At 58.9% G+C, this 26,190-nt stretch carries 23 protein-coding genes and 1 pseudogene; 14 read left to right on the forward strand and 10 right to left on the reverse strand.

Annotated features, from left to right (window positions below):
• Nucleotides 1–9: 9 nt before the first annotated feature.
• From nuoI to PspS34_RS18230, 11 genes and pseudogenes are all read left to right on the forward strand, one after another.
• On the forward strand, nucleotides 10–558 hold the full coding sequence (nuoI, locus tag PspS34_RS18180) for an NADH-quinone oxidoreductase subunit NuoI (RefSeq protein WP_041474818.1): 549 nt from the start codon (nucleotides 10–12) through the stop codon (nucleotides 556–558).
• Nucleotides 559–567: 9 nt separating this feature from the next.
• Entirely contained in the window at nucleotides 568–1,071 is a 504-nt protein-coding gene (gene nuoJ / locus PspS34_RS18185; RefSeq protein ID WP_053161453.1) for an NADH-quinone oxidoreductase subunit J, read from the forward strand.
• Nucleotides 1,072–1,073: 2 nt separating this feature from the next.
• Complete coding sequence (gene nuoK, locus PspS34_RS18190) at nucleotides 1,074–1,382, forward strand: NADH-quinone oxidoreductase subunit NuoK (RefSeq protein WP_007946416.1); 309 nt, start codon at nucleotides 1,074–1,076, stop codon at nucleotides 1,380–1,382.
• Nucleotides 1,379–3,232, forward strand: coding sequence for an NADH-quinone oxidoreductase subunit L (gene nuoL, locus PspS34_RS18195; protein ID WP_150812614.1), 1,854 nt, complete (start codon nucleotides 1,379–1,381; stop codon nucleotides 3,230–3,232). Before nuoK ends, nuoL begins: the two co-directional genes overlap by 4 nt.
• Before the next feature lie 39 nt (nucleotides 3,233–3,271).
• On the forward strand, nucleotides 3,272–4,804 hold the full coding sequence (gene nuoM, locus PspS34_RS18200) for an NADH-quinone oxidoreductase subunit M (protein WP_102670548.1): 1,533 nt from the start codon (nucleotides 3,272–3,274) through the stop codon (nucleotides 4,802–4,804).
• A gap of 7 nt (nucleotides 4,805–4,811) precedes the next feature.
• A complete protein-coding gene (gene nuoN / locus PspS34_RS18205) occupies nucleotides 4,812–6,275 on the forward strand; it encodes an NADH-quinone oxidoreductase subunit NuoN (protein ID WP_095943711.1) in 1,464 nt (487 codons plus the stop codon).
• Between the two features lie 191 nt (nucleotides 6,276–6,466).
• Nucleotides 6,467–6,658, forward strand: coding sequence for a hypothetical protein (locus tag PspS34_RS18210; protein ID WP_154861347.1), 192 nt, complete (start codon nucleotides 6,467–6,469; stop codon nucleotides 6,656–6,658).
• A pseudogene (locus PspS34_RS28680) lies at nucleotides 6,655–6,771 on the forward strand (PIN domain nuclease); the annotation flags it as partial. The gene PspS34_RS18210 and the pseudogene PspS34_RS28680, both read left to right, overlap by 4 nt.
• A gap of 448 nt (nucleotides 6,772–7,219) precedes the next feature.
• Nucleotides 7,220–7,918, forward strand: a complete 699-nt coding sequence (locus PspS34_RS18220) for a glutamine amidotransferase (RefSeq protein WP_154861348.1) — start codon at nucleotides 7,220–7,222, stop codon at nucleotides 7,916–7,918.
• A gap of 43 nt (nucleotides 7,919–7,961) precedes the next feature.
• Nucleotides 7,962–8,873, forward strand: coding sequence for a diiron oxygenase (locus tag PspS34_RS18225; protein ID WP_223473541.1), 912 nt, complete (start codon nucleotides 7,962–7,964; stop codon nucleotides 8,871–8,873).
• Nucleotides 8,874–8,941: 68 nt separating this feature from the next.
• Nucleotides 8,942–9,976, forward strand: a complete 1,035-nt coding sequence (locus PspS34_RS18230; protein ID WP_159390264.1) for a 2Fe-2S iron-sulfur cluster-binding protein — start codon at nucleotides 8,942–8,944, stop codon at nucleotides 9,974–9,976.
• A gap of 175 nt (nucleotides 9,977–10,151) precedes the next feature.
• Here the strand turns inward: PspS34_RS18230 and PspS34_RS18235 are convergent, their stop codons facing one another.
• Genes PspS34_RS18235 through PspS34_RS18260 form a run of 6 tightly spaced genes read right to left on the reverse strand, consistent with a single transcriptional unit; the run spans nucleotide 10,152 to nucleotide 16,105 of the window.
• Nucleotides 10,152–11,894, reverse strand: coding sequence for an ABC transporter substrate-binding protein (locus PspS34_RS18235; RefSeq protein ID WP_150755568.1), 1,743 nt, complete (start codon nucleotides 11,892–11,894; stop codon nucleotides 10,152–10,154).
• 47 nt (nucleotides 11,895–11,941) lie between these two features.
• On the reverse strand, nucleotides 11,942–12,214 hold the full coding sequence (locus PspS34_RS18240; protein WP_057716585.1) for a DUF2160 domain-containing protein: 273 nt from the start codon (nucleotides 12,212–12,214) through the stop codon (nucleotides 11,942–11,944).
• Between the two features lie 10 nt (nucleotides 12,215–12,224).
• Nucleotides 12,225–13,025, reverse strand: a complete 801-nt coding sequence (locus tag PspS34_RS18245) for a carbohydrate ABC transporter permease (RefSeq protein WP_008046506.1) — start codon at nucleotides 13,023–13,025, stop codon at nucleotides 12,225–12,227.
• Between the two features lie 7 nt (nucleotides 13,026–13,032).
• Entirely contained in the window at nucleotides 13,033–13,899 is an 867-nt protein-coding gene (locus tag PspS34_RS18250) for a sugar ABC transporter permease (RefSeq protein ID WP_008046507.1), read from the reverse strand.
• Nucleotides 13,896–15,011, reverse strand: coding sequence for an ABC transporter ATP-binding protein (locus tag PspS34_RS18255; RefSeq protein WP_057714146.1), 1,116 nt, complete (start codon nucleotides 15,009–15,011; stop codon nucleotides 13,896–13,898). The genes PspS34_RS18250 and PspS34_RS18255 overlap by 4 nt, the downstream gene beginning before the upstream one ends.
• Nucleotides 15,011–16,105, reverse strand: a complete 1,095-nt coding sequence (locus PspS34_RS18260) for an ABC transporter ATP-binding protein (RefSeq protein ID WP_150812610.1) — start codon at nucleotides 16,103–16,105, stop codon at nucleotides 15,011–15,013. Before PspS34_RS18260 ends, PspS34_RS18255 begins: the two co-directional genes overlap by 1 nt.
• A 404-nt stretch (nucleotides 16,106–16,509) precedes the next feature.
• Here PspS34_RS18260 and PspS34_RS18265 point away from each other — a divergent pair, with 404 nt between their 5' ends.
• The gene (locus PspS34_RS18265) at nucleotides 16,510–18,348 is read left to right on the forward strand and encodes a sigma-54-dependent Fis family transcriptional regulator (protein ID WP_150812607.1); all 1,839 of its coding nucleotides are present in this window, start codon (nucleotides 16,510–16,512) and stop codon (nucleotides 18,346–18,348) included.
• 232 nt (nucleotides 18,349–18,580) lie between these two features.
• Here PspS34_RS18265 and cysS read toward each other — a convergent pair whose 3' ends face one another.
• Together cysS and PspS34_RS18275 are read right to left on the reverse strand one after the other, a co-directional pair.
• Nucleotides 18,581–19,963 carry a cysteine--tRNA ligase gene (gene cysS / locus PspS34_RS18270; RefSeq protein ID WP_007970481.1) on the reverse strand — a complete coding sequence of 461 codons (1,383 nt, stop codon included), beginning with the start codon at nucleotides 19,961–19,963 and terminating at the stop codon, nucleotides 18,581–18,583.
• A 20-nt stretch (nucleotides 19,964–19,983) separates the two neighbouring features.
• Nucleotides 19,984–21,681, reverse strand: coding sequence for a glutamine--tRNA ligase/YqeY domain fusion protein (locus PspS34_RS18275; protein WP_150812606.1), 1,698 nt, complete (start codon nucleotides 21,679–21,681; stop codon nucleotides 19,984–19,986).
• A gap of 250 nt (nucleotides 21,682–21,931) precedes the next feature.
• On the opposite strand from PspS34_RS18275, the gene PspS34_RS18280 reads away from it, so the two are divergent.
• Nucleotides 21,932–22,435: a peptidylprolyl isomerase gene (locus tag PspS34_RS18280; RefSeq protein ID WP_008053603.1), complete on the forward strand. Its 504-nt coding sequence runs from the start codon at nucleotides 21,932–21,934 to the stop codon at nucleotides 22,433–22,435.
• Nucleotides 22,432–23,184: a UDP-2,3-diacylglucosamine diphosphatase gene (lpxH, locus tag PspS34_RS18285; protein WP_090456633.1), complete on the forward strand. Its 753-nt coding sequence runs from the start codon at nucleotides 22,432–22,434 to the stop codon at nucleotides 23,182–23,184. The genes PspS34_RS18280 and lpxH overlap by 4 nt, the downstream gene beginning before the upstream one ends.
• Before the next feature lie 122 nt (nucleotides 23,185–23,306).
• On the opposite strand, the gene PspS34_RS18290 is transcribed toward lpxH, so the two are convergent.
• The gene (locus PspS34_RS18290; RefSeq protein WP_150812604.1) at nucleotides 23,307–24,839 is read right to left on the reverse strand and encodes a DHA2 family efflux MFS transporter permease subunit; all 1,533 of its coding nucleotides are present in this window, start codon (nucleotides 24,837–24,839) and stop codon (nucleotides 23,307–23,309) included.
• A gap of 146 nt (nucleotides 24,840–24,985) precedes the next feature.
• Entirely contained in the window at nucleotides 24,986–26,188 is a 1,203-nt protein-coding gene (locus PspS34_RS18295; RefSeq protein ID WP_154861355.1) for an HlyD family efflux transporter periplasmic adaptor subunit, read from the reverse strand.
• Nucleotides 26,189–26,190 lie beyond the last annotated feature (2 nt).

Below are 26,190 nucleotides of genomic sequence, written 5' to 3' on the forward strand. Positions count from 1 at the left end.
GGATAGAGAATCATGAAGTACATATTTGACATCGTGCATGGCTTCTACACCCAGCTTCGCAGCCTGGTGATGATTTTCGGCCACGCCTTCCGCAAGCGTGACACGCTGCAGTACCCGGAAGAACCGGTCTACCTGCCGCCGCGCTACCGTGGTCGTATCGTCCTGACCCGCGACCCCGACGGCGAAGAGCGTTGTGTAGCCTGTAACCTGTGCGCCGTGGCGTGCCCGGTCGGTTGCATCTCGCTGCAGAAAGCTGAAACCGAAGACGGTCGCTGGTACCCGGACTTCTTCCGCATCAACTTCTCGCGCTGCATTTTTTGCGGCCTCTGCGAGGAAGCCTGCCCGACCACCGCGATCCAGCTGACACCGGATTTCGAAATGGCCGAGTTCAAACGTCAGGACCTGGTTTACGAGAAAGAAGATCTGCTGATCTCCGGCCCCGGCAAAAACCCTGATTACAACTTCTATCGTGTTGCAGGTATGGCGATTGCCGGGAAGCCGAAAGGCTCCGCGCAGAACGAAGCCCAGCCGATCAACGTGAAGAGCTTGCTGCCTTAAGGAAGAAAGATGGAATTCGCTTTCTATTTCGCATCGGGTATCGCTGTGGTGTCCACGCTTCGCGTGATCACCAACACCAACCCTGTGCACGCCCTGCTCTACCTGATCATTTCGCTGATTGCCGTGGCGATGACCTTCTTCGCCCTCGGCGCGCCGTTCGCCGGCGTCCTGGAAGTGATCGCCTACGCTGGCGCCATCATGGTGCTGTTCGTGTTCGTGGTGATGATGCTGAACCTTGGCCCGGCCTCGGTTCAGCAAGAGCGCGTCTGGCTCAAGCCCGGTATCTGGGGCGGCCCGGTGCTCCTCGCTGCGCTGCTGCTGGTGGAACTGCTGTACGTGCTGTTCTCCCACCAGACCGGTGAAGCCATCGGCCATACCACCGTAGACGCCAAGGCCGTGGGCATCAGCCTGTTCGGTCCGTACCTGCTGGTGGTCGAACTCGCCTCGATGCTGCTGCTCGCCGCAGCCGTCACGGCGTTCCACTTGGGCCGCAACGAAGCCAAGGAGCAATGACGATGCCTGCTATCCCCATGGAGCATGGTCTGGCGGTCGCCGGCATCCTGTTCTGCCTCGGTCTGGTCGGCCTGATGGTCCGCCGCAACATCCTTTTCGTGCTGATGAGCCTGGAGGTCATGATGAATGCCTCCGCGTTGGCGTTCATCGTTGCCGGTAGCCGCTGGGCGCAGCCGGATGGACAGATCATGTTCATCCTGGTGATCAGCCTGGCAGCCGCCGAGGCCAGTATCGGCCTGGCGATTCTGCTGCAACTGTATCGCCGCTTCCATACGCTCGATATCGACGCTGCCAGTGAGATGCGCGGATGAATCTTCTCTATCTGACTTTCCTGTTCCCTCTCATCGGTTTCCTGCTGCTGGCGTTTTCTCGCGGCCGTCTCTCGGAAAACCTTTCGGCGCTGATCGGCGTCGGTTCCGTCGGCTTGTCTGCCATCGTCGCGGCTTACGTGATCTGGCAATTCAATGTCGCACCACCTGAAGGCGGCCACTACACCCAGGTGTTGTGGCAGTGGATGGCGGTGGAAGGCTTCACGCCGAACTTCGCCCTGTACCTGGACGGCCTGTCGCTGACCATGCTCGGTGTGGTGGTTGGCGTCGGCTTCCTGATCCACCTGTTCGCGTCCTGGTACATGCGCGGTGAAGCCGGTTACTCGCGCTTCTTCGCCTACACCAACCTGTTTATCGCCAGCATGCTGTTCCTGGTGCTGGGCGATAACCTGTTGTTCCTGTACTTCGGCTGGGAAGGCGTGGGCCTGTGCTCCTACCTGTTGATCGGTTTCTACTACAGCAACCGCAACAACGGTAACGCCGCACTCAAAGCCTTTATCGTGACCCGTATCGGTGACGTGTTCATGGCCATCGGCCTGTTCATTCTGTTTGCCCAACTGGGCACGCTGAACGTTCAGGAGCTGCTGGTGCTGGCTCCGCAGAAATTCCAGTCCGGCGACTTCTGGATGGTCATGGCCACCCTGATGCTGCTCGGTGGTGCTGTCGGTAAATCCGCGCAACTGCCGCTGCAAACCTGGCTGGCGGACGCGATGGCCGGTCCTACCCCGGTTTCGGCACTGATCCACGCCGCAACCATGGTGACCGCCGGTGTCTACCTGATCGCCCGTACCCACGGCCTGTTCACCCTGGCGCCGGAAATCCTGCACCTGGTGGGCATCGTCGGCGGTGTGACCCTGGTCCTGGCTGGCTTCGCAGCACTGGTCCAGACCGACATCAAGCGTATCCTCGCCTACTCGACCATGAGCCAGATCGGCTACATGTTCCTGGCCCTGGGCGTCGGCGCCTGGGACGGCGCGATCTTCCACCTGATGACCCACGCCTTCTTCAAGGCCCTGCTGTTCCTTGCCTCCGGTGCGGTGATCGTTGCCTGCCACCACGAGCAGGACATTTTCAAGATGGGCGGTCTGTGGAAAAAGCTGCCACTGGCCTACGCCAGTTTCATCGTCGGCGGCGCGGCCCTGGCGGCCCTGCCACTGGTAACCGCAGGCTTCTACTCCAAGGACGAAATCCTCTGGGAAGCGTTCGCCAGCGGCAACAACGGTCTGCTCTACGCAGGTCTGGTCGGCGCATTCATGACTTCGTTGTACACCTTCCGCCTGATCTTCATTGCGTTCCACGGTGAAGCGAAGACCGAAGCCCACGCCGGTCACGGCATCGCTCACTGGCTGCCACTGTCGGTGCTGATCGTACTGTCGACCTTCGTCGGCGCGATGATCGTTCCACCGCTGCACGGTGTACTGCCGCAAAGCGTCGGCCATGCCGGCGGCGAAGCCAAGCACAGCCTGGAAATCGCCTCGGGCGCCATCGCCCTGGCCGGTATCCTGCTGGCCGCGCTGCTGTTCCTCGGCAAGCGTCGCTTCGTCACCGCCATCGCCAACAGCGGCATCGGCCGTTTCCTCTCGGCCTGGTGGTTCGCTGCCTGGGGCTTCGACTGGATCTACGACAAACTGTTCGTCAAGCCATACCTGGCGATCAGCCACATCCTGCGCAAAGACCCGCTCGACCAGACCATCGGTCTGATCCCGCGCATGGCCAAAGGCGGTCACACCGCCCTGAGCCGTACCGAGACTGGTCAACTGCGTTGGTATGCCGCCTCGATGGCTGCTGGTGCCGTGCTGGTTATCGGCGCCGTCGTGCTGGTAGCGGTCTGATATGAACCTTGCGAACTTGCGAAAGGAATTGAGCCCGTCATGATTCTGCCTTGGCTAATCCTGATCCCCTTCATCGGCGGCCTGCTGTGCTGGATGGGTGAGCGCTTCGGCGCCACCCTCCCCCGCTGGATTGCGCTGATCACCATGTCCCTGTTGCTCTCCCTCGGCCTCTGGCTGTGGGCCAACGGTGATTATTCATTTGCCCCGGCGCCTGGCGCCGACCCGACCTGGGCGCTTGAGTTCAAGCACGTCTGGATCCAGCGCTTCGGCATCAACGTGCACCTGGCCCTCGACGGCCTGTCGCTGTTGATGATCATGCTGACCGGTCTGCTGGGTGTCCTCTCGGTACTCTGCTCGTGGAAAGAGATCCAGCGTCACGTGGGCTTCTTCCACCTGAACCTGATGTGGATCCTGGGCGGTGTCGTCGGCGTGTTCCTCGCCCTCGACCTGTTCATGTTCTTCTTCTTCTGGGAAATGATGCTGGTGCCGATGTACTTCCTCATCGCGCTCTGGGGTCACAGTTCTTCGGACGGCAAGAAAACCCGGATCTACGCGGCGACCAAGTTCTTCATCTTCACTCAGGCTTCCGGCCTGATCATGCTGGTGGCGATCCTGGGCCTGGTACTGGTCAACTTCAACGACACCGGCGTAATTACCTTCAACTACGCCGACCTGTTGAAGACCAAGATGTCGATGACCACCGAGTACATCCTGATGCTCGGCTTCTTCATCGCCTTCGCGGTCAAGCTGCCGGTCGTACCGTTCCACTCCTGGTTGCCTGACGCTCACGCCCAGGCGCCGACTGCAGGCTCCGTCGACCTCGCCGGTATCTTGCTGAAGACCGCGGCCTACGGTCTGCTGCGTTTCGCCCTGCCGCTGTTCCCGAATGCTTCGGCCGAGTTCGCGCCGTTCGCAATGGCCCTGGGCCTGATCGGGATCTTCTACGGTGCGTTCCTGGCGTTCGCGCAAACCGACATCAAGCGTCTGATTGCCTTCTCGTCCGTTTCCCACATGGGCTTCGTACTGATCGGCATCTACTCCGGCAGCCAACTGGCGCTGCAGGGCGCGGTGATGCAGATGCTGGCGCACGGTCTGTCGGCGGCGGCACTCTTTATCCTGAGTGGCCAGCTGTACGAACGCACCCACACCCGCGACATGCGCGAGATGGGTGGCCTGTGGTCGAAGATCGCTTACCTGCCGGCCCTCAGCCTGTTCTTCGCGGCGGCGTCCCTGGGCTTGCCGGGTACCGGTAACTTCGTCGGTGAGTTCCTGATCCTGATCGGCACCTTCCCGATCGCCCCATGGGTCACCATCATCGCGACGTCCGGCCTGGTGTTCGGTTCGGTCTACTCGCTGATCATGGTCCACCGTGCCTTCTTCGGCCCGGCCAAGTCGGACGCGGTGCTGCATGGCATGGACGGTCGCGAACTGATCATGGTGGTCGGTCTGGCTGCACTGCTGATCTACATCGGCGTGTACCCACAACCGTTCCTCGATACCTCTGCCGCTACGATGCATGGCGTGCAGCAATGGCTCGGCACCGCCTTCACTCAACTCGCTTCGGCCCGGTAAGAGCGCTATGGAATTCACGACTCAACACTTTATCGCGCTTGCGCCGTTGTTGATCACCAGCGCCACGATCATCGTGGTGATGCTGGCGATCGCCTGGCGCCGCAACCACTCCCAGACCTTCCTGCTGTCGGTGGCGGGTCTGAACCTGGCGTTGCTGTCGATCCTGCCAGCCTTGAAGGTCGCGCCATTGGCTGTGACCCCACTGCTGCAAATCGATAGCTTCGCTTGCTTGTACATGGCGCTGATCCTGGTCGCCACCCTCGCTTGTGTCACCCTCGCCCACGCCTACCTCGGCGATGGCGGCACGGGTTACCCGGGCAACCGTGAAGAACTGTACCTGCTGATCCTGATGGCCGCCGCCGGTGGCCTGGTGCTGGTCAGCGCGCAGCACCTGGCCGGGTTGTTCATCGGTCTGGAACTGCTGTCGGTGCCGGTCTACGGTCTGGTGGCCTATGCCTTCTTCAACAAGCGTTCGCTGGAAGCCGGTATCAAGTACATGGTGCTGTCGGCTGCCGGCTCCGCGTTCCTGTTGTTCGGCATGGCGCTGCTGTACGCAGACTCGGGTTCCCTGAGCTTCGTCGGCATCGGTCAGGCGCTGGCGGCCACTGGTCTGCCAAGCTCGCTGGCGCAACTGGGCCTGGGCATGATGCTGATCGGCCTGGCGTTCAAGCTGTCGCTGGTGCCCTTCCACCTCTGGACACCAGACGTTTACGAAGGTGCTCCGGCGCCGGTCGCAGCGTTCCTCGCTACCGCTTCGAAAGTGGCTGTGTTCGCGGTGATGGTGCGCCTGTTCCAGATCTCGCCAGCGGCAAGCAGCGGTGTGCTGAGCGACGTGCTGACCATCATCGCCATCGCGTCGATCCTGTTCGGTAACCTGCTGGCCCTGACCCAGAGCAACCTCAAGCGTCTGCTGGGTTACTCGTCCATCGCCCACTTCGGCTACCTGCTGATCGCCCTGGTGGCGAGCAAGGGCCTGGCCGTGGAAGCCATCGGCGTGTACCTGGTCACCTACGTGATCACCAGCCTCGGCGCTTTCGGTGTGATCACCCTGATGTCCTCGCCGTACAAAGGCCGTGACGCAGACGCCCTGTACGAATACCGCGGCCTGTTCTGGCGCCGTCCGTACCTGACCGCCGTGCTGACCGTGATGATGCTGTCCCTGGCCGGTATCCCGCTGACCGCAGGCTTCATCGGCAAGTTCTACATCATCGCCACCGGCGTCGAGTCCCATCAGTGGTGGCTGGTCGGCTCCCTGGTACTGGGCAGTGCCATCGGCGTGTTCTACTACCTGCGAGTGATGGTCACCCTGTACCTGATCGAGCCAAACCTGCGCCGCGTCGACGCTCAATTGCACTGGGAACAGAAGGCAGGCGGCGTGATGCTGCTGGCCATCGCGGTACTGGCTTTCTTCCTCGGCCTGTACCCACAACCGCTGCTGAACCTGGTTCAACAGTCGGGCCTGGCGGGTTGATCGCTTAGAGCCATTCAGTAGTAAACAGAAACGGCACCTTCGGGTGCCGTTTTTGCGTTTGTAGGATATGTTACCGGCGCGCTCCCCTCCTCCGACAATCCCCGAAAGCTCACGCGGGATTACCCGCCTCGTCCTACATCCAGCATTGAGCACTTGGTTCTATCTTGAATGACTTCTAGATTGATAAACCAATGCGAGAATTAACAATAAAACGTGAGATTTTTTCCGAAATCGTAGAGGGTTTCGATGCCTTTGCTGCCGAACGCAAAGGTAATGTCGGGCAGCGAATCGGAACGTTGAAAGGCAAATTGGTGCTTCCAGAAGATTTTGACGCGCCACTACCAGTTGAAATGCTTGATGTTTTTGAAAGCACTCACGAATGAGGCTTCTACTCGACACGCGTAATTTACTCTGGACACTCAGTGATGATCCGCAGCTTTCGGGTAAAGCCAGAAAGCTCATTGAGAACGCTGCCGACATTTATGTCAGCGCAGCGGATGGCCTGTTCGCGAGCCCGCTCCGGGGGCGATCCGGGGGCACTGGCCAAACAAAACGGCACCTCCGAGTGGCGTTTTTGCGTTTGTTTTTTTTAAGATCGATGCCCACCCTATTGCTGGAGAATATCTGTATGTCCCATCAGAAATCGCCGACAGCAAGAACCAAGCATTGCAAACAGCTATTGATTCAGGTTTCCGAAGGGATGCTTCCCATGTGAACGTCAGTTCTTGTCACATATATTCAATCTTTATTCGGCGTTTGCATCACGCTCCCCCCTAAAGACCGAGTCAGAAAGTCCTCGCATTCATAGTGAATTGAGGCCGGCGACGGATAAAAACCCAAACAAATAAAGATGTTATTGCATAATTCTTACATTTTGCCGTTCGACAACACCTGAGTACCGAGTTTAATTTATCGCCCAGATCAACTACAAGAAACGGGCCACAATGAAAAACGCACTCGTGATTCGACACTTAAACTTTGAAGATCTTGGCACACTTGAACAGCCGTTGATTCAACGCAATTATAATATTCATATTATTGATGCCACTTCGGAAGAGCTGCAGGCAGTTGATCCCATAACGCCTGATCTGATGGTGATATTGGGAGGGCCGATCGGTGCTTATGATGAAAAAAAATACCCATTCATAGAAAATGAAATTGCACTTATCACCGCACGTTTGCAAAGCAACAAGAAAACGTTGGGAATCTGTCTTGGTGCCCAGCTGATAGCGAGGGTGTTGGGAGCCTCCGTTTATCCAATGGGGCACTTGGAGATTGGCTTCAGCCCTTTACAGTTGAGTAATGACGCACACCCTTCCTGCCTTGATCTATTGAACGACGATGTCGCCGTATTGCATTGGCACGGAGATCAATTCGACATCCCCAAAGGGGCTCATCACTTGGCGAGCAGTAAACTCTGTGCCAATCAGGCGTTTAGTGTCGGCAAAAACATACTGGGTCTACAGTTCCACCTGGAAATTGATCCTGACCGCTTTGAACAATGGCTGATCGGTCACGCAGCCGAATTGAACATGGCCTCAATTGACCCTCGCGACTTGCGTCGACAGGTAGCTTTACACGGCAAGTCATTGAAAACCGTTGCCCCGAAAATCATTTCAAACTGGCTCGACCTGCCACTCTAACAAAGCTCATCGGGCCGACTATTTAGAACAAAAGGTAACTATCATGAACACTCACGACATTCAAACTTACTCGGTTGCACAGATGCTCGAAAAACTTTCGGTGCTTTGGAGCACCCGAGCCGCAGTCAATAACAAACAACCTACTTATTCCGAGCTAGCCTTCGATCCCGGCAAAAACGACTTTTGCGAGAGCTTGCTTCCCTTCAGAAATCACCCTGCCTGGATCGAAGCCTCTCCCGAAATGAAATCAACATGCCTTTCCTATGCATGGATCATCTACAACCTGAAAACCATTTATATCGAATGCGACATCGTCACGCCAGCCTGCGAAGACATCATCAAAACGCCACCCAGCGCAACCAGGAATCGAGCATTGCTTCAGGAGTCTATCTCCGAAGCACTGCTTGATGAGGCACTGCACACCAAGATGTCGGTCACTGCATGCAACTACATTTATCACCACCGAGATCTTGCACACCTGAATTTCACCGACTTCAACCTGATCAAATGGAAAAACTGGGTGCTATCGTCCTGTTCTGCCGAATGGGAGCGCAGGCTCACTCGCTTCGGTATCGCCTGTGCCAGTGAAACGCTGATTACGGACTATCTTAAAACGTTGGCCGAAGACAGTTCCGTTCAAAGCATTTGCCATCAAGTCACCAAGACCCATGCAATGGATGAATGGAGCCATTCCAGCGTATTCAGTTATGTAGCGGCAGATCTGATATCGACGCTGTCTCAACATGAAAAAAAGCACTTAAAGACCATTATCAAGAAAACCGTATCAATGTTTGCAAACAATGAAATGGGGGCGTGGGAAATGGCATTTTCTCATGCTCGCCTGCCTCGCTATGCGGACATCATCCACGACACGGCAACACTTGGCGAAGTCAACGTTTACACCGAGTCGGTCGACAAATTGCTGAGCAGAATAGGTCTCGAAGAAACCCACTGATATCAGTTGGCACTTCTTGAACAACTCATTAAAAACGTACTTATCTCTTTACCATGAAGGGGACGACCATGGAGCGGCTTACGTTCTTGAGTTGCGAGAAAATCTCAGATGCAGCAACCAACACGAAGACTTACCTGCTGCGATTGCCCCAATGCATTGAACCCAATGAATTAAAGCCGGGACGATATATTGCGATCAATCATCCAGACCGCTCTGGCACGGCACAACAACGTAATTACTCGATCACGGCGGTGCGAGATATCAATCAAATTGAAATCACGGTCAAGCGCACCGGCAACAATGGAGTATCGGACACTTTGTATTCGAACGTTGGCTGCGGATCACTCCTTTGTTTTTCCAACGTTGGTGGCAACATCACTTCGGACAGTATTATCGCCTACCGGCATGTCTTGATGCTGGCAGGCGGTATCGGCATCACATTGCCGATCGCGCTGATCCGTAGCCTTGTCGAGCTTGAAAGCAAAGATAAACCCATTCCCAGAGTAACGCTGCTGGTTAGTTCACCTACGATTGCGAGCATACCTTTCCTCGCGGAACTCCTCGCCTTAGCGTTTCGATCGAACTGGTTCAACGTTCGTTTTTTTATTACTCGAGAATCAATCGATACACACTCTCACCACTTTACCGGAGGACGGCTGGTTAAACTTTCCTTACCGGATTCAGTTCCCGTCGACGCGGCAGTCATTTGCGGCAGCCATGGCTTTTCCGTCGCCCAGCAGGTATTGGTCAAGGAGCTGAATCACAACATCCCCTGTTTCATTGAAGCGTTCAGCAGCGTGGAACAGTCAGAACCAGCAGCCGAACACAGCCCGCTGACCACTGTCTGTGCTCGATCAAATCAGCAGGACCACCATTTCCAGGTCAGTAGTGGACAAACGCTGCTTGATGCGTTGGAAGCCAACCAGGTACCCATCCGCAGTCAGTGTCGCTCAGGCATCTGTGGCAGTTGCAGGATCAAGGTTATTTCCGGGGCATGCAAAAGAGCGCCTGACTTCTCGCTCAGCACTACGGAACTGGAGGCGGGTTTCGCATTAGCTTGTTGCACATATGCCGAGGGTGGCGAGCTCTCAATTGAGATCTGACCGGCTTGCACGAACCGAGGGTGGCGCGGTGATCTGAACTATCGACATCGTTTCAACGACGTTTTCGCTGCAATGCGGCGACCCAACAAGCCAACTTGCCGGCGAATGCGGTGACACAAGCAACTATAAAAAACGGCACCTCCCGGTGCCGTTCGCCTTTCACAACTCCAGTGCTTTACTTGCGCGCCGCCTCCCACGATTTCAGCAGTTCGGCGTAGCTCACGGTTTCACCCTTAGGCTTTTCGTTCGCCAGTTTCGGCTTCGGTGCGCCCGGTTGGTCGAACCAGTATTGCGCGTCGCGCTCTGGATTCATTTTCGGGGCGCAGGTGGCTTGTGCCTTCGAGCGTTCCAGACGGGTCATGATTGCGTCCTGATCCTTGGCCAGGCCATCCAGCGCCTCTTGCGGGGTTTTCTCGCCGCTGGCGGCTTCGGCGATGTGGCTCCACCACAACTGCGCCAGGCGAGGATAATCAGGCACGTTGGTCCCGGTCGGGGTCCATTGCACGCGGGCCGGGCTGCGGTAGAACTCCACCAGGCCACCGAGTTTCGGCGCCAGGTCGGTCATGGCCTGGGAGTTGATGTCCGATTCGCGGATCGGAGTCAGGCCGACGATGGTTTTCTTCAGCGACACGGTTTTCGAGGTCACGAACTGCGCGTACAGCCAGGCCGCCAGTTTCTGCTTCTCAGGCGTGGACTTCATGAACGTCCAGGAACCGGCGTCCTGATAACCGAGCTTCATGCCCTCTTCCCAATACGGACCTTTCGGCGACGGCGCCATGCGCCATTTCGGCGTGCCGTCGGCGTTCATCACCGGAAGGCCAGGCTTGGTCATGTCGGCGGTAAACGCGGTGTACCAGAAGATCTGCTGGGCAATGTTGCCCTGGGATGGCACGGGACCTGATTCGGAGAAAGTCATGCCCGCCGCTTCCGGTGGCGCGTACTTTTTCATCCAGTCAACGTACTTGGTGGTCGCATACACTGCTGCCGGGCCGTTGGTGTCGCCACCGCGGGTCACGCTGGAGCCGACCGGATGACAATCCTCGACGCGGATCCCCCACTCGTCCACCGGCAAGCCGTTAGGTATGCCTTTATCGCCAGCGCCTGCCATGGAGAACCAGGCATCGGTGAAACGCCAACCCAGCGACGGGTCTTTCTTGCCGTAATCCATGTGCCCGTAAACGCGCTTGCCGTCGATTTCCTTGACGTCTTCGCTGAAGAATTTGGCGATGTCTTCATAGGCCGACCAGTTCACCGGTACGCCCAACTCGTAGCCGTACTTTTCCTTGAACTTGGCTTTCAGGTCCGCGCGTTCGAACCAGTCGGCGCGGAACCAGTACAGGTTGGCGAACTGCTGGTCGGGCAATTGATAGATCTTGCCGTCCGGCGCGGTGGTGAAGGAGATGCCGATGAAGTCCTTGATGTCCAGGGTCGGCGAGGTGAAGTTCTTGCCCTCGTTGGCCATCAGGTCGGTGATCGATTCGGTCTTGCCGTAACGGAAGTGTGTACCGATCAGGTCCGAGTCGTTGACCCAGCCGTCATAGATGTTCTTGTCCGACTGCATCTGGGTCTGCAGCTTTTCCACCACGTCGCCTTCCTGCAGCAGGTCGTGGGTCAGCTTGATCCCGGTGATCTCGGTGAAGGCCTTGGCCAGCACCTTGGACTCATACTCGTGGGTGGCGATGGTTTCCGACACCACTTTGATGCTCATCCCGCGAAACGGCTCAGCCGCCTTGATGAACCACTTCAGCTCTTCGAGTTGTTGATCGGCCGTCAGGGTGGACGGCTTGAATTCACTGCCGATCCATTTCTTCGCCGCGTCTTCATAGGCATCAGCCCAGGCAGATGCGCTCAAACCGCTGAGTGCCAGCATGGCTGCCAATGAAATGCTATGTCGCAGCTTATTGTTTTTGTCGAACATAGAGACCTCCTTATTGAGTTTCGGAGCAACATTGCCGAGCGATTCGACTAGCCCCAACGCATCACAGCCAACAGCCACACCAGGGACATCGCGAAGGCGACCCAGATGCTCCAGTCGGTGACGCCGATTACCAGCAGATGCAGGTAGGCGCTGCCGAGAAGACCGATGAACAACCGATCGCCACGGGTGGTGGCAATCGGTAGAAAACCTCGCCTGAGCACGCTCGGCGAACGCAATTCCCAAGTGGTCATGCCCACCAGGATCAAGGCAATGACACCGAAGAACGCCGCCGTGGGGACGGTCCAACTCATCCATTCCATCATCAGTTCCTCATACCCGGCCCAGGGCAAAGCCCTTGGCCACGTGGTTGCGAACAAACCAGATCACCAACATGCCCGGCAGGATGGTCAACACCCCCGCCGCCGCCAGCACGCCCCAGTCGATACCGGATGCCGAGACGGTGCGGGTCATCACCGCTGCGATCGGTTTGGCGTTCACCGAAGTGAGGGTTCGCGCCAGCAGCAGTTCGACCCAGGAAAACATGAAGCAGAAGAACGCCGTGACGCCGATGCCGGAGCCGATCAGCGGGATGAAAATCTTCACGAAGAACTTGGGAAAGCTGTAGCCATCGATGTAGGCGGTTTCGTCGATCTCCTTGGGCACGCCGGACATGAAGCCTTCGAGAATCCACACCGCCAGCGGCACGTTGAACAGGCAATGGGCCAGGGCCACGGCGATGTGGGTATCGAACAGCCCGATCGAGGAATACAGCTGGAAGAACGGCAACAGGAACACCGCCGGTGGCGCCATGCGGTTGGTCAGCAGCCAGAAGAACAGGTGCTTGTCACCGAGGAAGCGGTAGCGCGAGAACGCATAGGCCGCCGGCAAGGCCACGGTCAGGGAAATGATCGTGTTCAGGCTCACGTAGTACGCCGAGTTGATGTAGCCGGTGTACCAGCTCGGATCGGTGAAGATCACCTTGTAGTTCGCCAGGGTGAAATCCTGCGGAAACAACGTCAGGCCACCGAGGATTTCGCTGTTGCTCTTGAAGGACATGTTCAGCAGCCAGTAGATCGGCACCAGCAGGAACAGGATGTAGATCAGCAGTGGAATCAGCTTTCTCTTGCTCATGATGGCCTCAGCGGTTGGCGTCGGAGTGAGTCATGGCGGTGTAGAACAGCCAGGACACCAACAGGATGATCAGGAAGTACACCAGCGAGAATGCGGCGGCCGGCCCCAGGTCGAACTGCCCGATCGCCATTTGCGTCAGGGTCTGGCTCAAGAAGGTCGTGGAATTGCCCGGACCGCCACCCGTAAGCACGAAGGGCTCGGTGTAGATCATGAAACTGTCCATGAAGCGCAGCATCACCGCGATCAGCAACACACTCTTGAGCTTGGGCAACTGGATATGCCGGAACACCGCCCAGGCCGAGGCACGGTCGATCCGCGCCGCCTGGTAATACACGTCCGGAATCGCCCGCAGGCCGGAGAAGCACAACAGCGCCACCAGCGAGGTCCAGTGCCAGACGTCCATCACCAGTACGGTGACCCACGCGTCCATGGTGTTCGCCGCATAGTTGTAGCTGATGCCCATGGCCTTGAGGCTCGCCCCCAGCAGACCGATGTCGGCCCGGCCGAAGATCTGCCAGATGGTGCCGACCACGTTCCACGGGATCAGCAACGGAATCGCCAGGATGATCAACACCACCGACGACCAGCGTCCCTTGGTCGGCATGGTCAAGGCAATCGCAATTCCCAGCGGGATTTCGATCAACAGCACGCAGGCCGAGTAGATGAACTGGCGCAGCAACGAGTCGTGCAGGCGCGGATCGAGCAGCACCTGCTTGTACCAGTCGGCGCCGACGAAGTAGCGGCTGGACTGGTCGAAGATGTCCTGCACCGAATAGTTGACCACGGTCATCATCGGGATCACCGCACTGAACGCCACCAGCAGGAACACCGGCAGCACCAGCCACCAGGCCTTGTTGTTCTGCACCTTGTTCATGGCTGCGCCTCTTGGTTGGCATTGGCTTCGAGCAGAAATTCATCGGCGTAGACCATCAGCCACTGCGCCGGAAAACTGATGTAGGCCGTGCCTTGCGGCACCGGTTTGTCTTCGGCCAGGCGCACTTTCAGGGGGACGCCATCGAGGTTGAGGGTCATGATCTTGTAGGTGCCCAGGTCTTCAACGTGTACGACCTGTGCCCGCAGCGCGTCATCAAAGGCTTCGTCCCACACATGGACGAACTCCGGACGAATGCCGACCTTCAGGGTTTTCCACTCCGATTCAGCAATACGCTGCTGCATCGCCTCGGACAGCGGCAGGTGAGTCGAGGCGAAACCGACGCCACCCGGTTGCGGCTGCACCTCGATCAGGTTCATCCCGGGGCTGCCAATGAAGTAGCCGACAAAGGTGTGGCTCGGGCGCTCGAACAACTCCCTTGGCGTACCGAATTGCACGATCTGCCCGCCGTACATCACCGCAATCTTGTCGGCGAAGGTCGAGGCCTCCAGCTGATCGTGGGTGACGTAGACCATGGTGATATTGAACTGTTCGTGGATCTGCTTGAGCTTGCGCCGCAGTTTCCACTTGAGGTGCGGGTCGATCACCGTAAGCGGCTCATCGAACAGGATCGCCGACACGTCGTCGCGCACCAGCCCACGCCCCATGGAGACTTTCTGTTTTTCGTCGGCGGTGAGGTTGCGGGCCTTTTTGCTCAACAGGTTCTGCAGGTCGAGAACTTCGGCGATTTCCTGCACCTTGCTATGCACCCGGGCCTCGGCCATGCCCTGATTACGCAGCGGGAAGGCCAGGTTGTCGAACACCGTCATGGTGTCGTAGACCACCGGGAACTGGAAAACCTGGGCGATGTTGCGCTTCTCCGGGGTCAGGTTGTTGACCGCTTTGCCGTCGAACAGCACATGGCCCTGGGACGGGCTGAGCAGCCCGGAAATGATGTTGAGCAAGGTTGATTTACCGCAGCCCGACGGACCGAGCAAGGCGTAGGCGCCACCCTGCTCCCAGATGTGGTCCATCTCGCGGATCGCGTAGTCCTCCGGTCCCGCCGGAGTCTTGGTGTAGCTGTGGGCGAGGTTCTGCAAACGGATTTCGGCCATCAGGCAACCCTCGTGACACGCCGGCCCGGCGCCTGGACCAGCCGCCCCTGCGTATCGAACACAAACAGTTTATGGGTCGGGATGTAGATGCGGATCGGCGCATCGACGTCGTATTCGTGAACGCCGGGCAAGTGCAGCACCAGCAGGAAATGCTCGTTGCGCACGTGCAGAAAGGTTTCCGAGCCACTGATTTCCGCGACTTCGACAGTCACCGCCAATTCGAGGTCATCGTCGTTGCTCGGCACCAGCGAGATATGGCTGGGTCGCACGCCGAAACGGAACTCGCCCTCGCCCACCGGGCGCAGATCGACGTTCAGCGGGAAGTGCACGAAGTTGGCGAAACTCACTTCGTTGCCGGCAATGCGCCCCGGCATCAGGTTGATCGGCGGCTCGGAAAACAGCTCCGCCGCCAGCACCGTTTGCGGCTGATGATAGACCGACGAAGACTGGCCGCTCTGGATCACCCGGCCTTCGTGAAGAATGGTGGTGGTGCCGCCCAGGGCCAGGGCCTCGTTGGGTTCGGTGGTGGCGTAGATCGCGATGGTGTGGCGCGCCTTGAACAGCTCGCGCATTTCCTGGCGCAGCTCTTCGCGCAACTTGTAGTCGAGGTTGACCAGCGGCTCGTCGAACAGGATCAGCTCGGCGTCCTTGACCAGCGCCCGGGCCATGGCCGTGCGTTGTTGCTGACCACCGGAAAGCTCCAGCGGATAGCGTTTGAGAAACTTCTCGATGCGCAGCATCTTCGCGGTTTCCAGCACCTTGCTCTGAATTTGCTCGCTGGAAACACCGGCCTGACGCAGCGGCGAGGCGATGTTGTCGAACACCGTCATGGTCGGGTAGTTGATGAACTGCTGATAGACCATCGACACATTGCGCAAGCGCACGGGGCGCTGGGTGACATCGACGCCATTCATCAGGATGCGACCGCTGTCGGGCTTGTCCAGACCGGCCATCAGGCGCATCAGGCTGGTTTTGCCGGACAAGGTGCGACCCAGCAAAACGTTGAAGGAACCGGGTTCAAAACTCAGGTTGGCAGCATCGATCCAGGTCTGGCCCTCGACGGTGCGGCTGACGTGTTCCAGGGTGAGTGACATGGCTCGGCCTTTTTCTTATTGGAGTCAAGCGACCGGAGCTGTATAGCGACATTTGTGCCAGAAATTGCAAACGATTGATTCAGTTTGAAATTCCTGAAAATGACTACAGAGTCACGTTCATTGCTGAACACAAATGAACAACCGCGACTGAACAACTGAACACTTCAACGGTTGACAATGAACATTAGTGAACAACACTCTACGGATGTTTTGTGCCTTTCCCGGAACATGGAAATAAACGCAGATCCTGTGGGAGCGGGCTTGCTCGCGAAGGCGGTGTGTCATTCAGCGATGATCTGACTGATACACCGCCTTCGCGAGCAAGCCCGCTCCCACCTGTAGTTCGGTGTGTTGCCGAGCTGCCCATAACAACAATAAAAATGCTGATTCAGAGACTGACTGCCATGGCCGCACCCGCCTCGCCGCTGTCCCACGACGCCATCATCCAGGACTCCTGGTCCCGTTGCCGCGCGTTCGGCCTCAGTCATCAGAGCACACCGGCATTCGACCAATTGCCGGCCGCGGGCATCGCGCAACTGCTGGAGAGCCAGCATTCACTGGTGCAAACCACCCATCAGGAAGTGCTGCCCTACTACGAGAACATCCTGAGCAACTCCAATTGCCTGATCATGCTCGCCGACCATCAGGGCCAGGTACTCACGTCGTGGGGCACCCAGCGTTTTATCGAACCGAAACTGGCCCGGGGTTTCAGCGCCGGCGCCAGCTGGATGGAACGCTGCACCGGCACCAACGCCATTGGCACCGCCCTGGCCTGCGAGCAAGCGGTGCACATCGAGCACGACGAACATTTCCTCAAGGCCAACCGCTTCATGACCGGTTCCGCCGCGCCGATATTCGATACCGAGCGCAAGGTGATCGCGGTGCTGGACGTGTCTAGCGACAGCTACCTGCCGCCCTCCCACACGCTGGGCATGGTCAAGATGATGAGCCAGACCGTGGAAAACCGGTTGATCCTCAACCTGTTCCATGGCCAGCATTTTCAGCTGACGTTCAACACCGGGCTGAACAACCTCGACAGTCAGTGGGCCGGATTGCTGATATTCGATGAAACCGGCCAAGTGCTGTCGGCCAACCGCCGGGCCGACAACCTGCTGGGCATCAGCCTGTCGCGGGTCAGTGTCGAAAGCCTGTTCAAGGTCTCGCTGCTGGAGTTGTTGAACCAACCCGAAGGCTTGCCCTTCTCGCTGCAGGCTTCCGGGCGCAACCGCTTCCAGTGTCTGCTGAAAAGACCCAAGCAGGTTCCGATTCAGCCGCGAGTGTTCGCCGAACCTGCCGTGACTGCGCCAACACCGGCCGCGATCAGCCTCAACACCCTGCACTTCGGCGACAGCCGCGTGGAAAAAGCTGTGCGCCAGGCCGAGCGGTTGCTGGAAAAAGACATTCCGCTGTTAATCCACGGCGAGACTGGCGTCGGCAAGGAAGTTTTCGTCAAAGCCCTGCATCAGGCCAGCTCTCGCAGCAAACAGGCGTTTATTGCGGTGAACTGTGCAGCGATCCCCGCCGAACTGGTCGAGTCAGAGCTATTCGGCTACGAGAAAGGCGCGTTCACCGGCGCCAACCAGAAAGGCAGCATCGGCCTGATCCGCAAGGCTGACAAAGGCACGCTGTTCCTCGATGAAATCGGCGATATGCCACTGCCAACCCAGGCGCGACTGTTGCGGGTGTTGCAGGAGCGTTGCGTGCAGCCCGTGGGCAGCAGCGAGTTGTTTCCTGTGGACTTGCGCATCATTTCAGCGACCAATCGCTCGTTGCGCGAACAGGTACAACTGGGGCGGTTTCGTGAGGACCTGTATTACCGCATCGGCGGCCTGACCCTGGAACTGCCACCGTTAAGAGAGCGCAGTGATAAAGAGGCGTTGTTCAAACGCCTGTGGGAACAGCATCGCGAACCAAGCCAATGGGCCGGACTGAGCCGCGAGGTATTGGAGCTGTTCGAGCGCCATCCGTGGCCGGGAAACCTGCGTCAGGTCAGCAGCGTGATGCAGGTGGCGTTGGCCATGGCCGAGGAACAACCGATAAGGCCGGAGCATTTGCCGGATGATTTTTTTGTCGATCTGGAGATGGAGCCGGTGGAGACGCCGGAGCCGTTGGCGGTTGATCTTGATGATGCCGAGGAGTTGAATCGGCAGCTGCAGGCGGTTGGGGGGAATATTTCCCATCTGGCGCGCAGGCTCGGAGTAAGCCGTAATACCCTTTACAAGCGATTGCGCCAAGTGGAATGACGAGTGATCGGCACTGGCAATGTTCGGCTTGAGACCGTTCGCGAGCAAGCCCGCTCCCACATTGGATTTGCGTCGTACACCAAACTCAAACACACCGTAGATCAAATGTGGGAGCGGGCTTGCTCGCGAAGGCGTCAGCACTGCTGGAATAGCATTTTCCTGCCATACCCACAAACAAAAACCCGCACAAGGCGGGTTTCTGCTTTTGTAAAAGGCGTAGCCAACAAGGCAATCAGTCAGCCAGACGCCAGGTCGTGCCGCCCTTGCCGTCTTCCAGCACCACGCCCATGGCGGTGAGCTGGTCGCGGATGCGGTCGGATTCGGCCCAGTCCTTGCCGGCGCGTGCCGCCAGACGCGCGGCAATCAGCGCCTCGACTTCGGCTGCATCCACACGCCCTTCGGCGCCGGCCTGCAGGAAGTCATCGGCTTCGAGTTGCAACACACCCAACACGCTGGCCAGTTCTTTCAAACGGGCGGCCAGACCGGCCGCAGCGTTCAGGTCACTCTCACGCAGGCGGTTGATCTCGCGGACCATCTCGAACAGCACCGCACAGGCTTCCGGCGTACCGAAGTCGTCGTTCATCACCTGGGTGAAGCGCTCGACGAAGGCTTCGCCGCCCGCTGGCGCCACGTTCGGCAGGCCTTTCAACGCGTGGTAGAAACGCTCCAGAGCGCCTTTGGCGTCCTTGAGGTTGTCTTCCGAGTAGTTGATGGCGCTACGGTAGTGGCTCGACACCAGCAGGTAACGCACGACTTCCGGGTGGTACTTGTCGAGCACGTCGCGAATGGTGAAGAAGTTGTTCAAGGACTTGGACATCTTCTCGCCATTGATACGGATCATGCCGCAATGCATCCAGGCGTTGGCGTAGGTCTTGCCGGTGGCCGCTTCGCTTTGGGCAATTTCGTTTTCGTGGTGCGGGAACTCAAGGTCGCTGCCGCCGCCATGAATGTCGAAGGTCTCGCCCAGGCAGCAGGTGGACATCACCGAGCACTCGATGTGCCAGCCCGGACGCCCGGCGCCCCATGGCGATTCCCAGCTCGGTTCGCCCGGTTTGGCGGCTTTCCACAATACGAAGTCCAGCGGGTCCTGCTTGGACTCGTCGACTTCGATGCGTGCGCCGATGCGCAGGTCTTCGATCTTCTTGCGCGACAGCTTGCCGTAGCCCATGAACTTGCCGACGCGGTAGTACACGTCGCCATTGCCCGGGGCGTAGGCGTAGCCCTTGTCGATCAGGGTCTGGATCATCGCGTGCATGCCAGGGATGTGATCCGTGGCACGCGGCTCCATGTCCGGCTTCTTGATGTTCAGGCGCGCTTCATCTTCGTGCATCGCCGCGATCATGCGTTCGGTCAGCGCTTCGAACGACTCGCCGTTCTCATTGGCCCGATTGATGATCTTGTCGTCGATGTCGGTGATGTTGCGCACGTAGGTCAGGTCGTAGCCGCTGAAGCGCAACCAGCGCGTCACCAGGTCGAACGCGACCATGCTGCGGCCGTGGCCCAGGTGGCAATAGTCGTACACGGTCATGCCGCACACGTACATGCGCACCTTGTTGCCATCGAGCGGCTTGAAGACTTCTTTGCTCTTGGTGAGCGTGTTGTAGATCGTAAGCACGTTTATTCCTTGACGCTAAATCACTGGCCCCACGAATCACGCAGGGTCACGGTACGGTTGAATACCGGCTGACCTGGTTTCGAGTCCTTGAGATCGGCGACGAAGTAACCTTCGCGCTCGAACTGGAAACGGTCTTCCGGCTGTGCATTGCCCAGCGAAGGCTCGGCACGACAACCGGTGAGTACCTGCAGCGAATCAGGGTTGATGTTGTCCAGGAAACTGGCGCTGTCTTCGGCCTTCTCCGGGTTCGGAGAACGGAACAGACGATCGTACAGACGCACTTCGCACTCGACGCTGGCAGCGGCCGGCACCCAGTGGATCACGCCTTTGACCTTGCGACCTTCCGGGTTCTTGCCCAGGGTGTCCGGATCGTAGGAGCAGCGCAGTTCGACGATGTTGCCATCGGCGTCCTTGATCGCTTCGTCGGCGCGGATCACGTAGCTGCCACGCAGACGCACTTCACCGGCCGGCTCCAGGCGCTTGTAGCCCTTGGGCGGCTCTTCCATGAAGTCGTCACGGTCGATGTAGATTTCACGGGCGAACGGCAACGCGCGCACGCCCATGTCTTCTTTCGGGTGGCACGGCAGTTCGAGGTTTTCGACCTGGCCTTCCGGGTAGTTGGTGATCACGACTTTCAGCGGACGCAACACGCACATGGCGCGCGGGGCGCTGTGGTCGAGGTCGTCGCGGATGCTGAATTCGAGCATGCCGAAGTCGACCACGCCGTCGGAACGGTTGGTGCCGATCATTTCGCAGAAGTTGCGGATCGATTTAGGCGTGTAGCCACGGCGGCGGAAACCCGACAGCGTGGACATGCGCGGGTCGTCCCAGCCGTTGACGTGCTTTTCATCGACCAGCTGCTTGAGCTTGCGCTTGCTGGTGATGGTGTAGTTCAGGTTCAGGCGGCTGAACTCGTACTGGCGCGGGTTGGCCGGTACCGGCAAGTGCTCGAGGAACCACTCGTACAGCGGACGGTGGCTTTCGAACTCCAGGGTGCAGATCGAATGGGTGATGCCTTCGATGGCGTCCGACTGACCGTGGGTGAAGTCGTAGTTGGGGTAGATGCACCACTTGTCACCGGTCTGGTGGTGGTGAGCGTGACGGATGCGATACATGATCGGGTCACGCAGGTTCATGTTCGGCGAGGCCATGTCGATCTTGGCCCGCAGCACCCGTGCGCCGTCCTTGAACTCGCCGGCTTTCATGCGGGCGAACAGGTCCAGGTTCTCTTCGACGCTGCGGTCGCGGAACGGGCTGTTCTTGCCCGGCTCGGTCAGGCTGCCACGGTATTCCTTGGCTTGTTCCGGGGTCAGGTCGTCGACGTAGGCATTGCCGGACTTGATCAACTCCACCGCCCAGTCATGCAACTGGTCGAAATACTGCGAGGCGTAGCGCACTTCGCCGGACCATTCGAAGCCCAGCCATTTGACGTCGCTTTCGATCGCGTCGATGTATTCCTGGTCTTCCTTGGCCGGGTTGGTGTCGTCGAAACGCAGGTGCGTGACGCCGCCGAACTCCTGGGCCAGGCCGAAGTTCACACAGATCGACTTGGCGTGGCCGATGTGCAGGTAGCCGTTGGGTTCAGGCGGAAAACGGGTGACGATCTGCGTGTGCTTGCCCGAGTCCAGGTCTGCCTGGATGATCGGCCGCAGGAAGTTGACCGGCACGGCAGGGCCGGTCTTGGCATTCGAGGTAGGGTCGACAGTGGGCTTGCTCATAGGATCCTTGAACGTACAAGTGCGTGGCCGTAATGAAGGCCGGACAAAACAAAGCCGCTATCATAGCCGATGCCGTCAAGTACCTGACAGAGCGCACTCTGTAAACCGTCGCATTTAATAGGCTGCAAATGAAAAAACAGCCTCGAAATTCGCGTCTGGCACGCTAAACTGCGCACCTTGGCCAAAAAGGCTGAACCGGTGGCGGGACGCGATGTTCCAACACCACGAATTCCTCAAGTGAGTAACGATCATGACCCAAGTCAAACTGACTACCAACTTCGGTGACATCGTCCTCGAACTGAACGCTGACAAAGCCCCGATCACCGTGGCCAACTTCGTTGAGTACGTTAAAGCCGGTCACTACGAAAACACCGTTTTCCACCGTGTCATCGGTAACTTCATGATCCAGGGCGGCGGTTTCGAGCCAGGCATGAAAGAAAAGAAAGACAAGCGCCCAAGCATCCAGAACGAAGCCGACAACGGTCTTTCCAACGACAAGTACACCGTCGCCATGGCCCGCACCATGGAGCCGCATTCGGCTTCCGCACAGTTCTTCATCAACGTGGCGGACAACAGCTTCCTGAACCACAGCGGCAAGAACGTTCAGGGCTGGGGCTACGCAGTATTCGGTAAAGTGACCGCAGGCACCGACGTTGTCGACAAGATCAAAGGCGTGGCCACCACTTCCAAGTCCGGCCACCAGGACGTACCGGCAGACGACGTGATCATCGAGAAAGCCGAGATCATTGAGTGATATTGCTGATTTCAGATTTACATCTGGAAGAGGAGCGCCCGGACATTACCCGGGCGTTTCTGGATTTGCTCGCCGGACGCGCCCGCTCGGCGAGTGCGTTGTACATTCTGGGCGACTTCTTCGAGGTGTGGATTGGCGACGACGCCATGACACCCTTCCAGCGTTCCATCTGCCAGGCCCTGCGCGAATTGAGCGACAGCGGCACGGCCATTTTCCTGATGCACGGCAATCGCGACTTCATGTTGGGCAAGGCCTTCTGCAAAGCAGCCGGCTGCACCTTGTTGAAGGATCCGAGTGTCGTGCAGTTCAACGGCGAGCCGGTGCTGCTGATGCACGGCGACAGCCTCTGTACCCGCGACGAAGCCTATATGAAGCTGCGTCGCTACCTGCGCAACCCGATCACCCTGTTCATCCTGCGGCATCTGCCGCTGCGCACCCGGCACAAGCTGGCGCGCAAACTGCGCAGTGAAAGCCGTGCGCAAACGCGGATGAAGGCCAATGACATCGTCGATGTCACGCCCGAAGAGATTCCGCGGATCATGCAGGAATTCGGCGTGAAAACCCTGATCCACGGGCATACCCACCGTCCCGCGATTCACAAGTTGCAGCTTGGCGAGCAAGCGGCCCGGCGCATTGTGCTGGGGGACTGGGATCGTCAAGGGTGGGCATTGCAGGTGGATGAGCAAGGGTTTGCGCTGGCGCCGTTTGATTTCACTCCGCCACCGCAACTGGCAGCACCCGCGAACTGAAACCAGACACATAACCCTGTGGGAGCGGGCTTGCTCGCGAAGAGGGCGTGTCAGTCGACATCTATATCGACTGATCCACCGCTTTCGCGAGCAAGCCCGCTCCCACAATGGTTTTGCGGTGTTTAGTGTCCCGCCGAGGCCTCTGGCCCGGCCTTCGCCGTAAACGGCGGCTTGGCCAGCCAGACAATCAGGATCAGCCCCAGGAACATCCAGCCCAGCAAGGTGAAGTAGTCCACCGTGGACATGATGTACGCCTGGCTGATCACCGTCTGCTCCAGCTGCGTGTAGGCCTTGGCCCCTGCCCCGCCCAGGTGGGTCAGCGCTTCGCGGGTCGCCGGATCGAAGGGGGTGATGCTTTCGGTCAGGTAGGCGTGGTGCTGGTCCGCCCGACGAATCCAGATCCAGGTGGTCAACGACGCCGCGAAACTGCCGCCCAAAGTCCGCAAGAACGTCGCCAGCCCCGAACCGTCGGCAATCTGGTTCGGTGGCAGGTCCGAGAGCAGGATGGTCAGGGTCGGCATGAAGAACAGCGCTACGCCGATCCCCATGAACAGCTGCACCATGGCGATGTGCTGGAAGTCCACTTCATTGGTGAAGCCTGCGCGCATGAAACAGCTCAGGCCGATGGCCAGGAACGCCCCGCCCGCCAGCAGGCGCATGTCGAATTTCGGTGCGTACTTGCCGACAAACGGCGCCAGCAGCACCGGCAGGATCCCCAGCGGGGCCACGGCAAAACCGGCCCAGGTCGCGGTATAGCCCAGCCGCGTTTGCAGCCACTGCGGCAAAATCAGGTTGATCCCGAAGAACCCGGCATAGCCCAGGATCAGCACGATGGTGCCGTAGCGGAAGTTACGATGGGCGAACAGGCGCAGGTTGACCACCGGGTGTTCGTCGGTCATTTCCCAGATCACGAAGAACGCCAGGGCCACCACCGAAATCACCGAGCCGATCACGATGAAGCTGGATTCGAACCAGTCGGCATCGTTGCCCTTGTCGAGCACGATCTGCAAAGCCCCGACGCCGATGATCAGCGCGATCAGACCGACGTAATCCATCGGTTGGCGGCTGGTGACCACCGGGCGCTTTTTCATCTGCTGGGTGACCACCCATGCCGCGAACAGGCCGATCGGCACGTTGATGAAGAAAATCCATGGCCAGCTGTAGCTGTCGGTGATCCAGCCGCCGAGGATCGGCCCGGCAATCGGCGCGACCACCGTGACCATCGCCAGCAGCGCTAGCGCCAGCCCCCGTTTCGCCGGGGGGTAAACCGCAATTAGCAGGGTCTGGGTCATCGGGTACAGTGGCCCGGCCACTACCCCTTGCAGCACCCGGAAGCCCACCAGCTCCGGCATCGAGGTGGAAATTCCGCACAGGAACGAAGCCAGCACGAACAGCAATGTCGCCCAGACAAACAGCTTCACTTCGCCGAAACGCCGACTGAGCCAACCGGTCAGCGGCAAGGCGATGGCGTTGCTCACGGCGAACGAGGTGATCACCCAGGTGCCCTGCTCCGAACTCACGCCCAGGTTGCCGGAAATCGTCGGCAGCGCCACGTTGGCGATGGTGGTGTCGAGCACTTGCATGAAGGTCGCCAGCGACAGGCCGATGGTGCTGAGCAACAGGCTGGGCGGTGTGAAAGACGCGTTATTGCTCATCGCAAATCCTTTGAAACCAGACGGGCGCAGCTAACCCTGTGGGAGCGGGCTTGCCCGCGAAGAGGTCGGCACATTCAACATGGATGTCGCCTGACGCTCCGCCTTCGCGAGCAAGCCCGCTCCCACAGGGTCGATGTAATGGCATATCAGCGTTGCGCGGTCTTGCTGACCGCGGCGCTGTTGTCGTGGATCAACTGGGTGATCATCGCGTCGGCCTCGGTCAGCTGACGGTCGTAGACGCTGGTGCTGAACGAAGCCTTCTGCGGCGGCTGTTGCGCCAGCACCGGCCCGCTCTGGTCGTGCAGGTCCACATCGACCATGGTCGACAGGCCGACCCGCAGCGGATGTTTGGCCAGCTCCTCGGCGTTGACGTGGACTCGCACCGGCACGCGCTGCACGATTTTGATCCAGTTGCCGGTGGCGTTTTGCGCTGGCAGCAAGGCAAACGCACTGCCGGTCCCGGCGCCGAGGCTGTCGATGGTGCCGCTGTATTTGACGCTGCTGCCGTACAGGTCCGTCTCGATCTCCACCGGTTGGCCGATGCGCATGTCACGCAACTGGGTTTCCTTGAAGTTGGCGTCGATCCACAGCTGATCCAGCGGAATCACCGCCATCAGCGCGGTACCCGGTTGCACGCGCTGGCCAAGTTGTACAGAACGCTTGGCCACGTAACCGGTCACCGGCGCAATCAAGGTGCTGCGGGCGTTGTTCAGGTAGGCCTGACGCAGTTGCGCGGCGGCGGCCATCACGTCCGGGTGCGATGAAACCACGGTGTCATCGACCAGCGCGCTGGTGGTCTTGAGCTTTTGTTCGGCATTGGCCAGGGCGTTTTGCGCCGAGGTCAGGTCGTCGCGGGCGTGAGACAGCTCTTCCTGGGAAATCGCCCCGCCGGCGGCGAGGTTCTTGCGGCGGCTGAAGTTGTCCTGGGCCTTTTGCACTTCGGCTTTCTGGGCGTTGACCTGGGCCTTCATGCCGTCCACATCGCTGTACAAGCCACGCACCTGACGCACGGTACGCGCCAGATTGGCCTGGGCGTTTTGCAGACCGATTTCGGCGTCGTTCGGGTCGAAGTTCACCAGCACCTGGCCTTCATGGACCAGATCGCCATCATCGGCACCGATGCTGACCACGGTGCCGGTGACCAGCGGCGTGATTTCCACCACGTTGCCGTTCACATAGGCGTCGTCGGTGCTTTCGCTCCAGCGCCCGTAGAATTCGTGGTAGGCCCAGACACCCGCGCAACCGAGCACGACGACGGCAGCCAGGACCAGCAGCATGAACTTGCGCTTGCCCGAATTGGGGTTGCCCCGGGTGTTTTCAGGAGGTTGAGTTGTATCGGCAGTGGCCATGA

Origin of the sequence: Pseudomonas sp. S34, from assembly GCF_009866745.1 — a bacterium.
Classification (GTDB): Bacteria; Pseudomonadota; Gammaproteobacteria; order Pseudomonadales; family Pseudomonadaceae; genus Aquipseudomonas; species Aquipseudomonas jessenii.

Coding starts and splice junctions, on each gene's coding strand:
- PspS34_RS18230 (WP_159390264.1), top strand. CDS start 8,942: ATGGAGCGGCTTACGTTCTTGAGTTGCGAGAAAATCTCAGATGCAGCA.
- PspS34_RS18245 (WP_008046506.1), bottom strand. CDS start 13,025: ATGAGCAAGAGAAAGCTGATTCCACTGCTGATCTACATCCTGTTCCTG.
- PspS34_RS18225 (WP_223473541.1), top strand. CDS start 7,962: ATGAACACTCACGACATTCAAACTTACTCGGTTGCACAGATGCTCGAA.
- PspS34_RS18210 (WP_154861347.1), top strand. CDS start 6,467: ATGCGAGAATTAACAATAAAACGTGAGATTTTTTCCGAAATCGTAGAG.
- PspS34_RS18260 (WP_150812610.1), bottom strand. CDS start 16,105: ATGTCACTCACCCTGGAACACGTCAGCCGCACCGTCGAGGGCCAGACC.
- PspS34_RS18255 (WP_057714146.1), bottom strand. CDS start 15,011: ATGGCCGAAATCCGTTTGCAGAACCTCGCCCACAGCTACACCAAGACT.
- PspS34_RS18295 (WP_154861355.1), bottom strand. CDS start 26,188: ATGGCCACTGCCGATACAACTCAACCTCCTGAAAACACCCGGGGCAAC.
- nuoK (WP_007946416.1), top strand. CDS start 1,074: ATGCCTGCTATCCCCATGGAGCATGGTCTGGCGGTCGCCGGCATCCTG.
- PspS34_RS18280 (WP_008053603.1), top strand. CDS start 21,932: ATGACCCAAGTCAAACTGACTACCAACTTCGGTGACATCGTCCTCGAA.
- nuoN (WP_095943711.1), top strand. CDS start 4,812: ATGGAATTCACGACTCAACACTTTATCGCGCTTGCGCCGTTGTTGATC.
- PspS34_RS18220 (WP_154861348.1), top strand. CDS start 7,220: ATGAAAAACGCACTCGTGATTCGACACTTAAACTTTGAAGATCTTGGC.
- PspS34_RS18240 (WP_057716585.1), bottom strand. CDS start 12,214: ATGGAATGGATGAGTTGGACCGTCCCCACGGCGGCGTTCTTCGGTGTC.
- nuoJ (WP_053161453.1), top strand. CDS start 568: ATGGAATTCGCTTTCTATTTCGCATCGGGTATCGCTGTGGTGTCCACG.
- PspS34_RS18265 (WP_150812607.1), top strand. CDS start 16,510: ATGGCCGCACCCGCCTCGCCGCTGTCCCACGACGCCATCATCCAGGAC.
- nuoM (WP_102670548.1), top strand. CDS start 3,272: ATGATTCTGCCTTGGCTAATCCTGATCCCCTTCATCGGCGGCCTGCTG.
- PspS34_RS18235 (WP_150755568.1), bottom strand. CDS start 11,894: ATGTTCGACAAAAACAATAAGCTGCGACATAGCATTTCATTGGCAGCC.
- PspS34_RS18275 (WP_150812606.1), bottom strand. CDS start 21,681: ATGAGCAAGCCCACTGTCGACCCTACCTCGAATGCCAAGACCGGCCCT.
- PspS34_RS18290 (WP_150812604.1), bottom strand. CDS start 24,839: ATGAGCAATAACGCGTCTTTCACACCGCCCAGCCTGTTGCTCAGCACC.
- PspS34_RS18250 (WP_008046507.1), bottom strand. CDS start 13,899: ATGAACAAGGTGCAGAACAACAAGGCCTGGTGGCTGGTGCTGCCGGTG.
- nuoL (WP_150812614.1), top strand. CDS start 1,379: ATGAATCTTCTCTATCTGACTTTCCTGTTCCCTCTCATCGGTTTCCTG.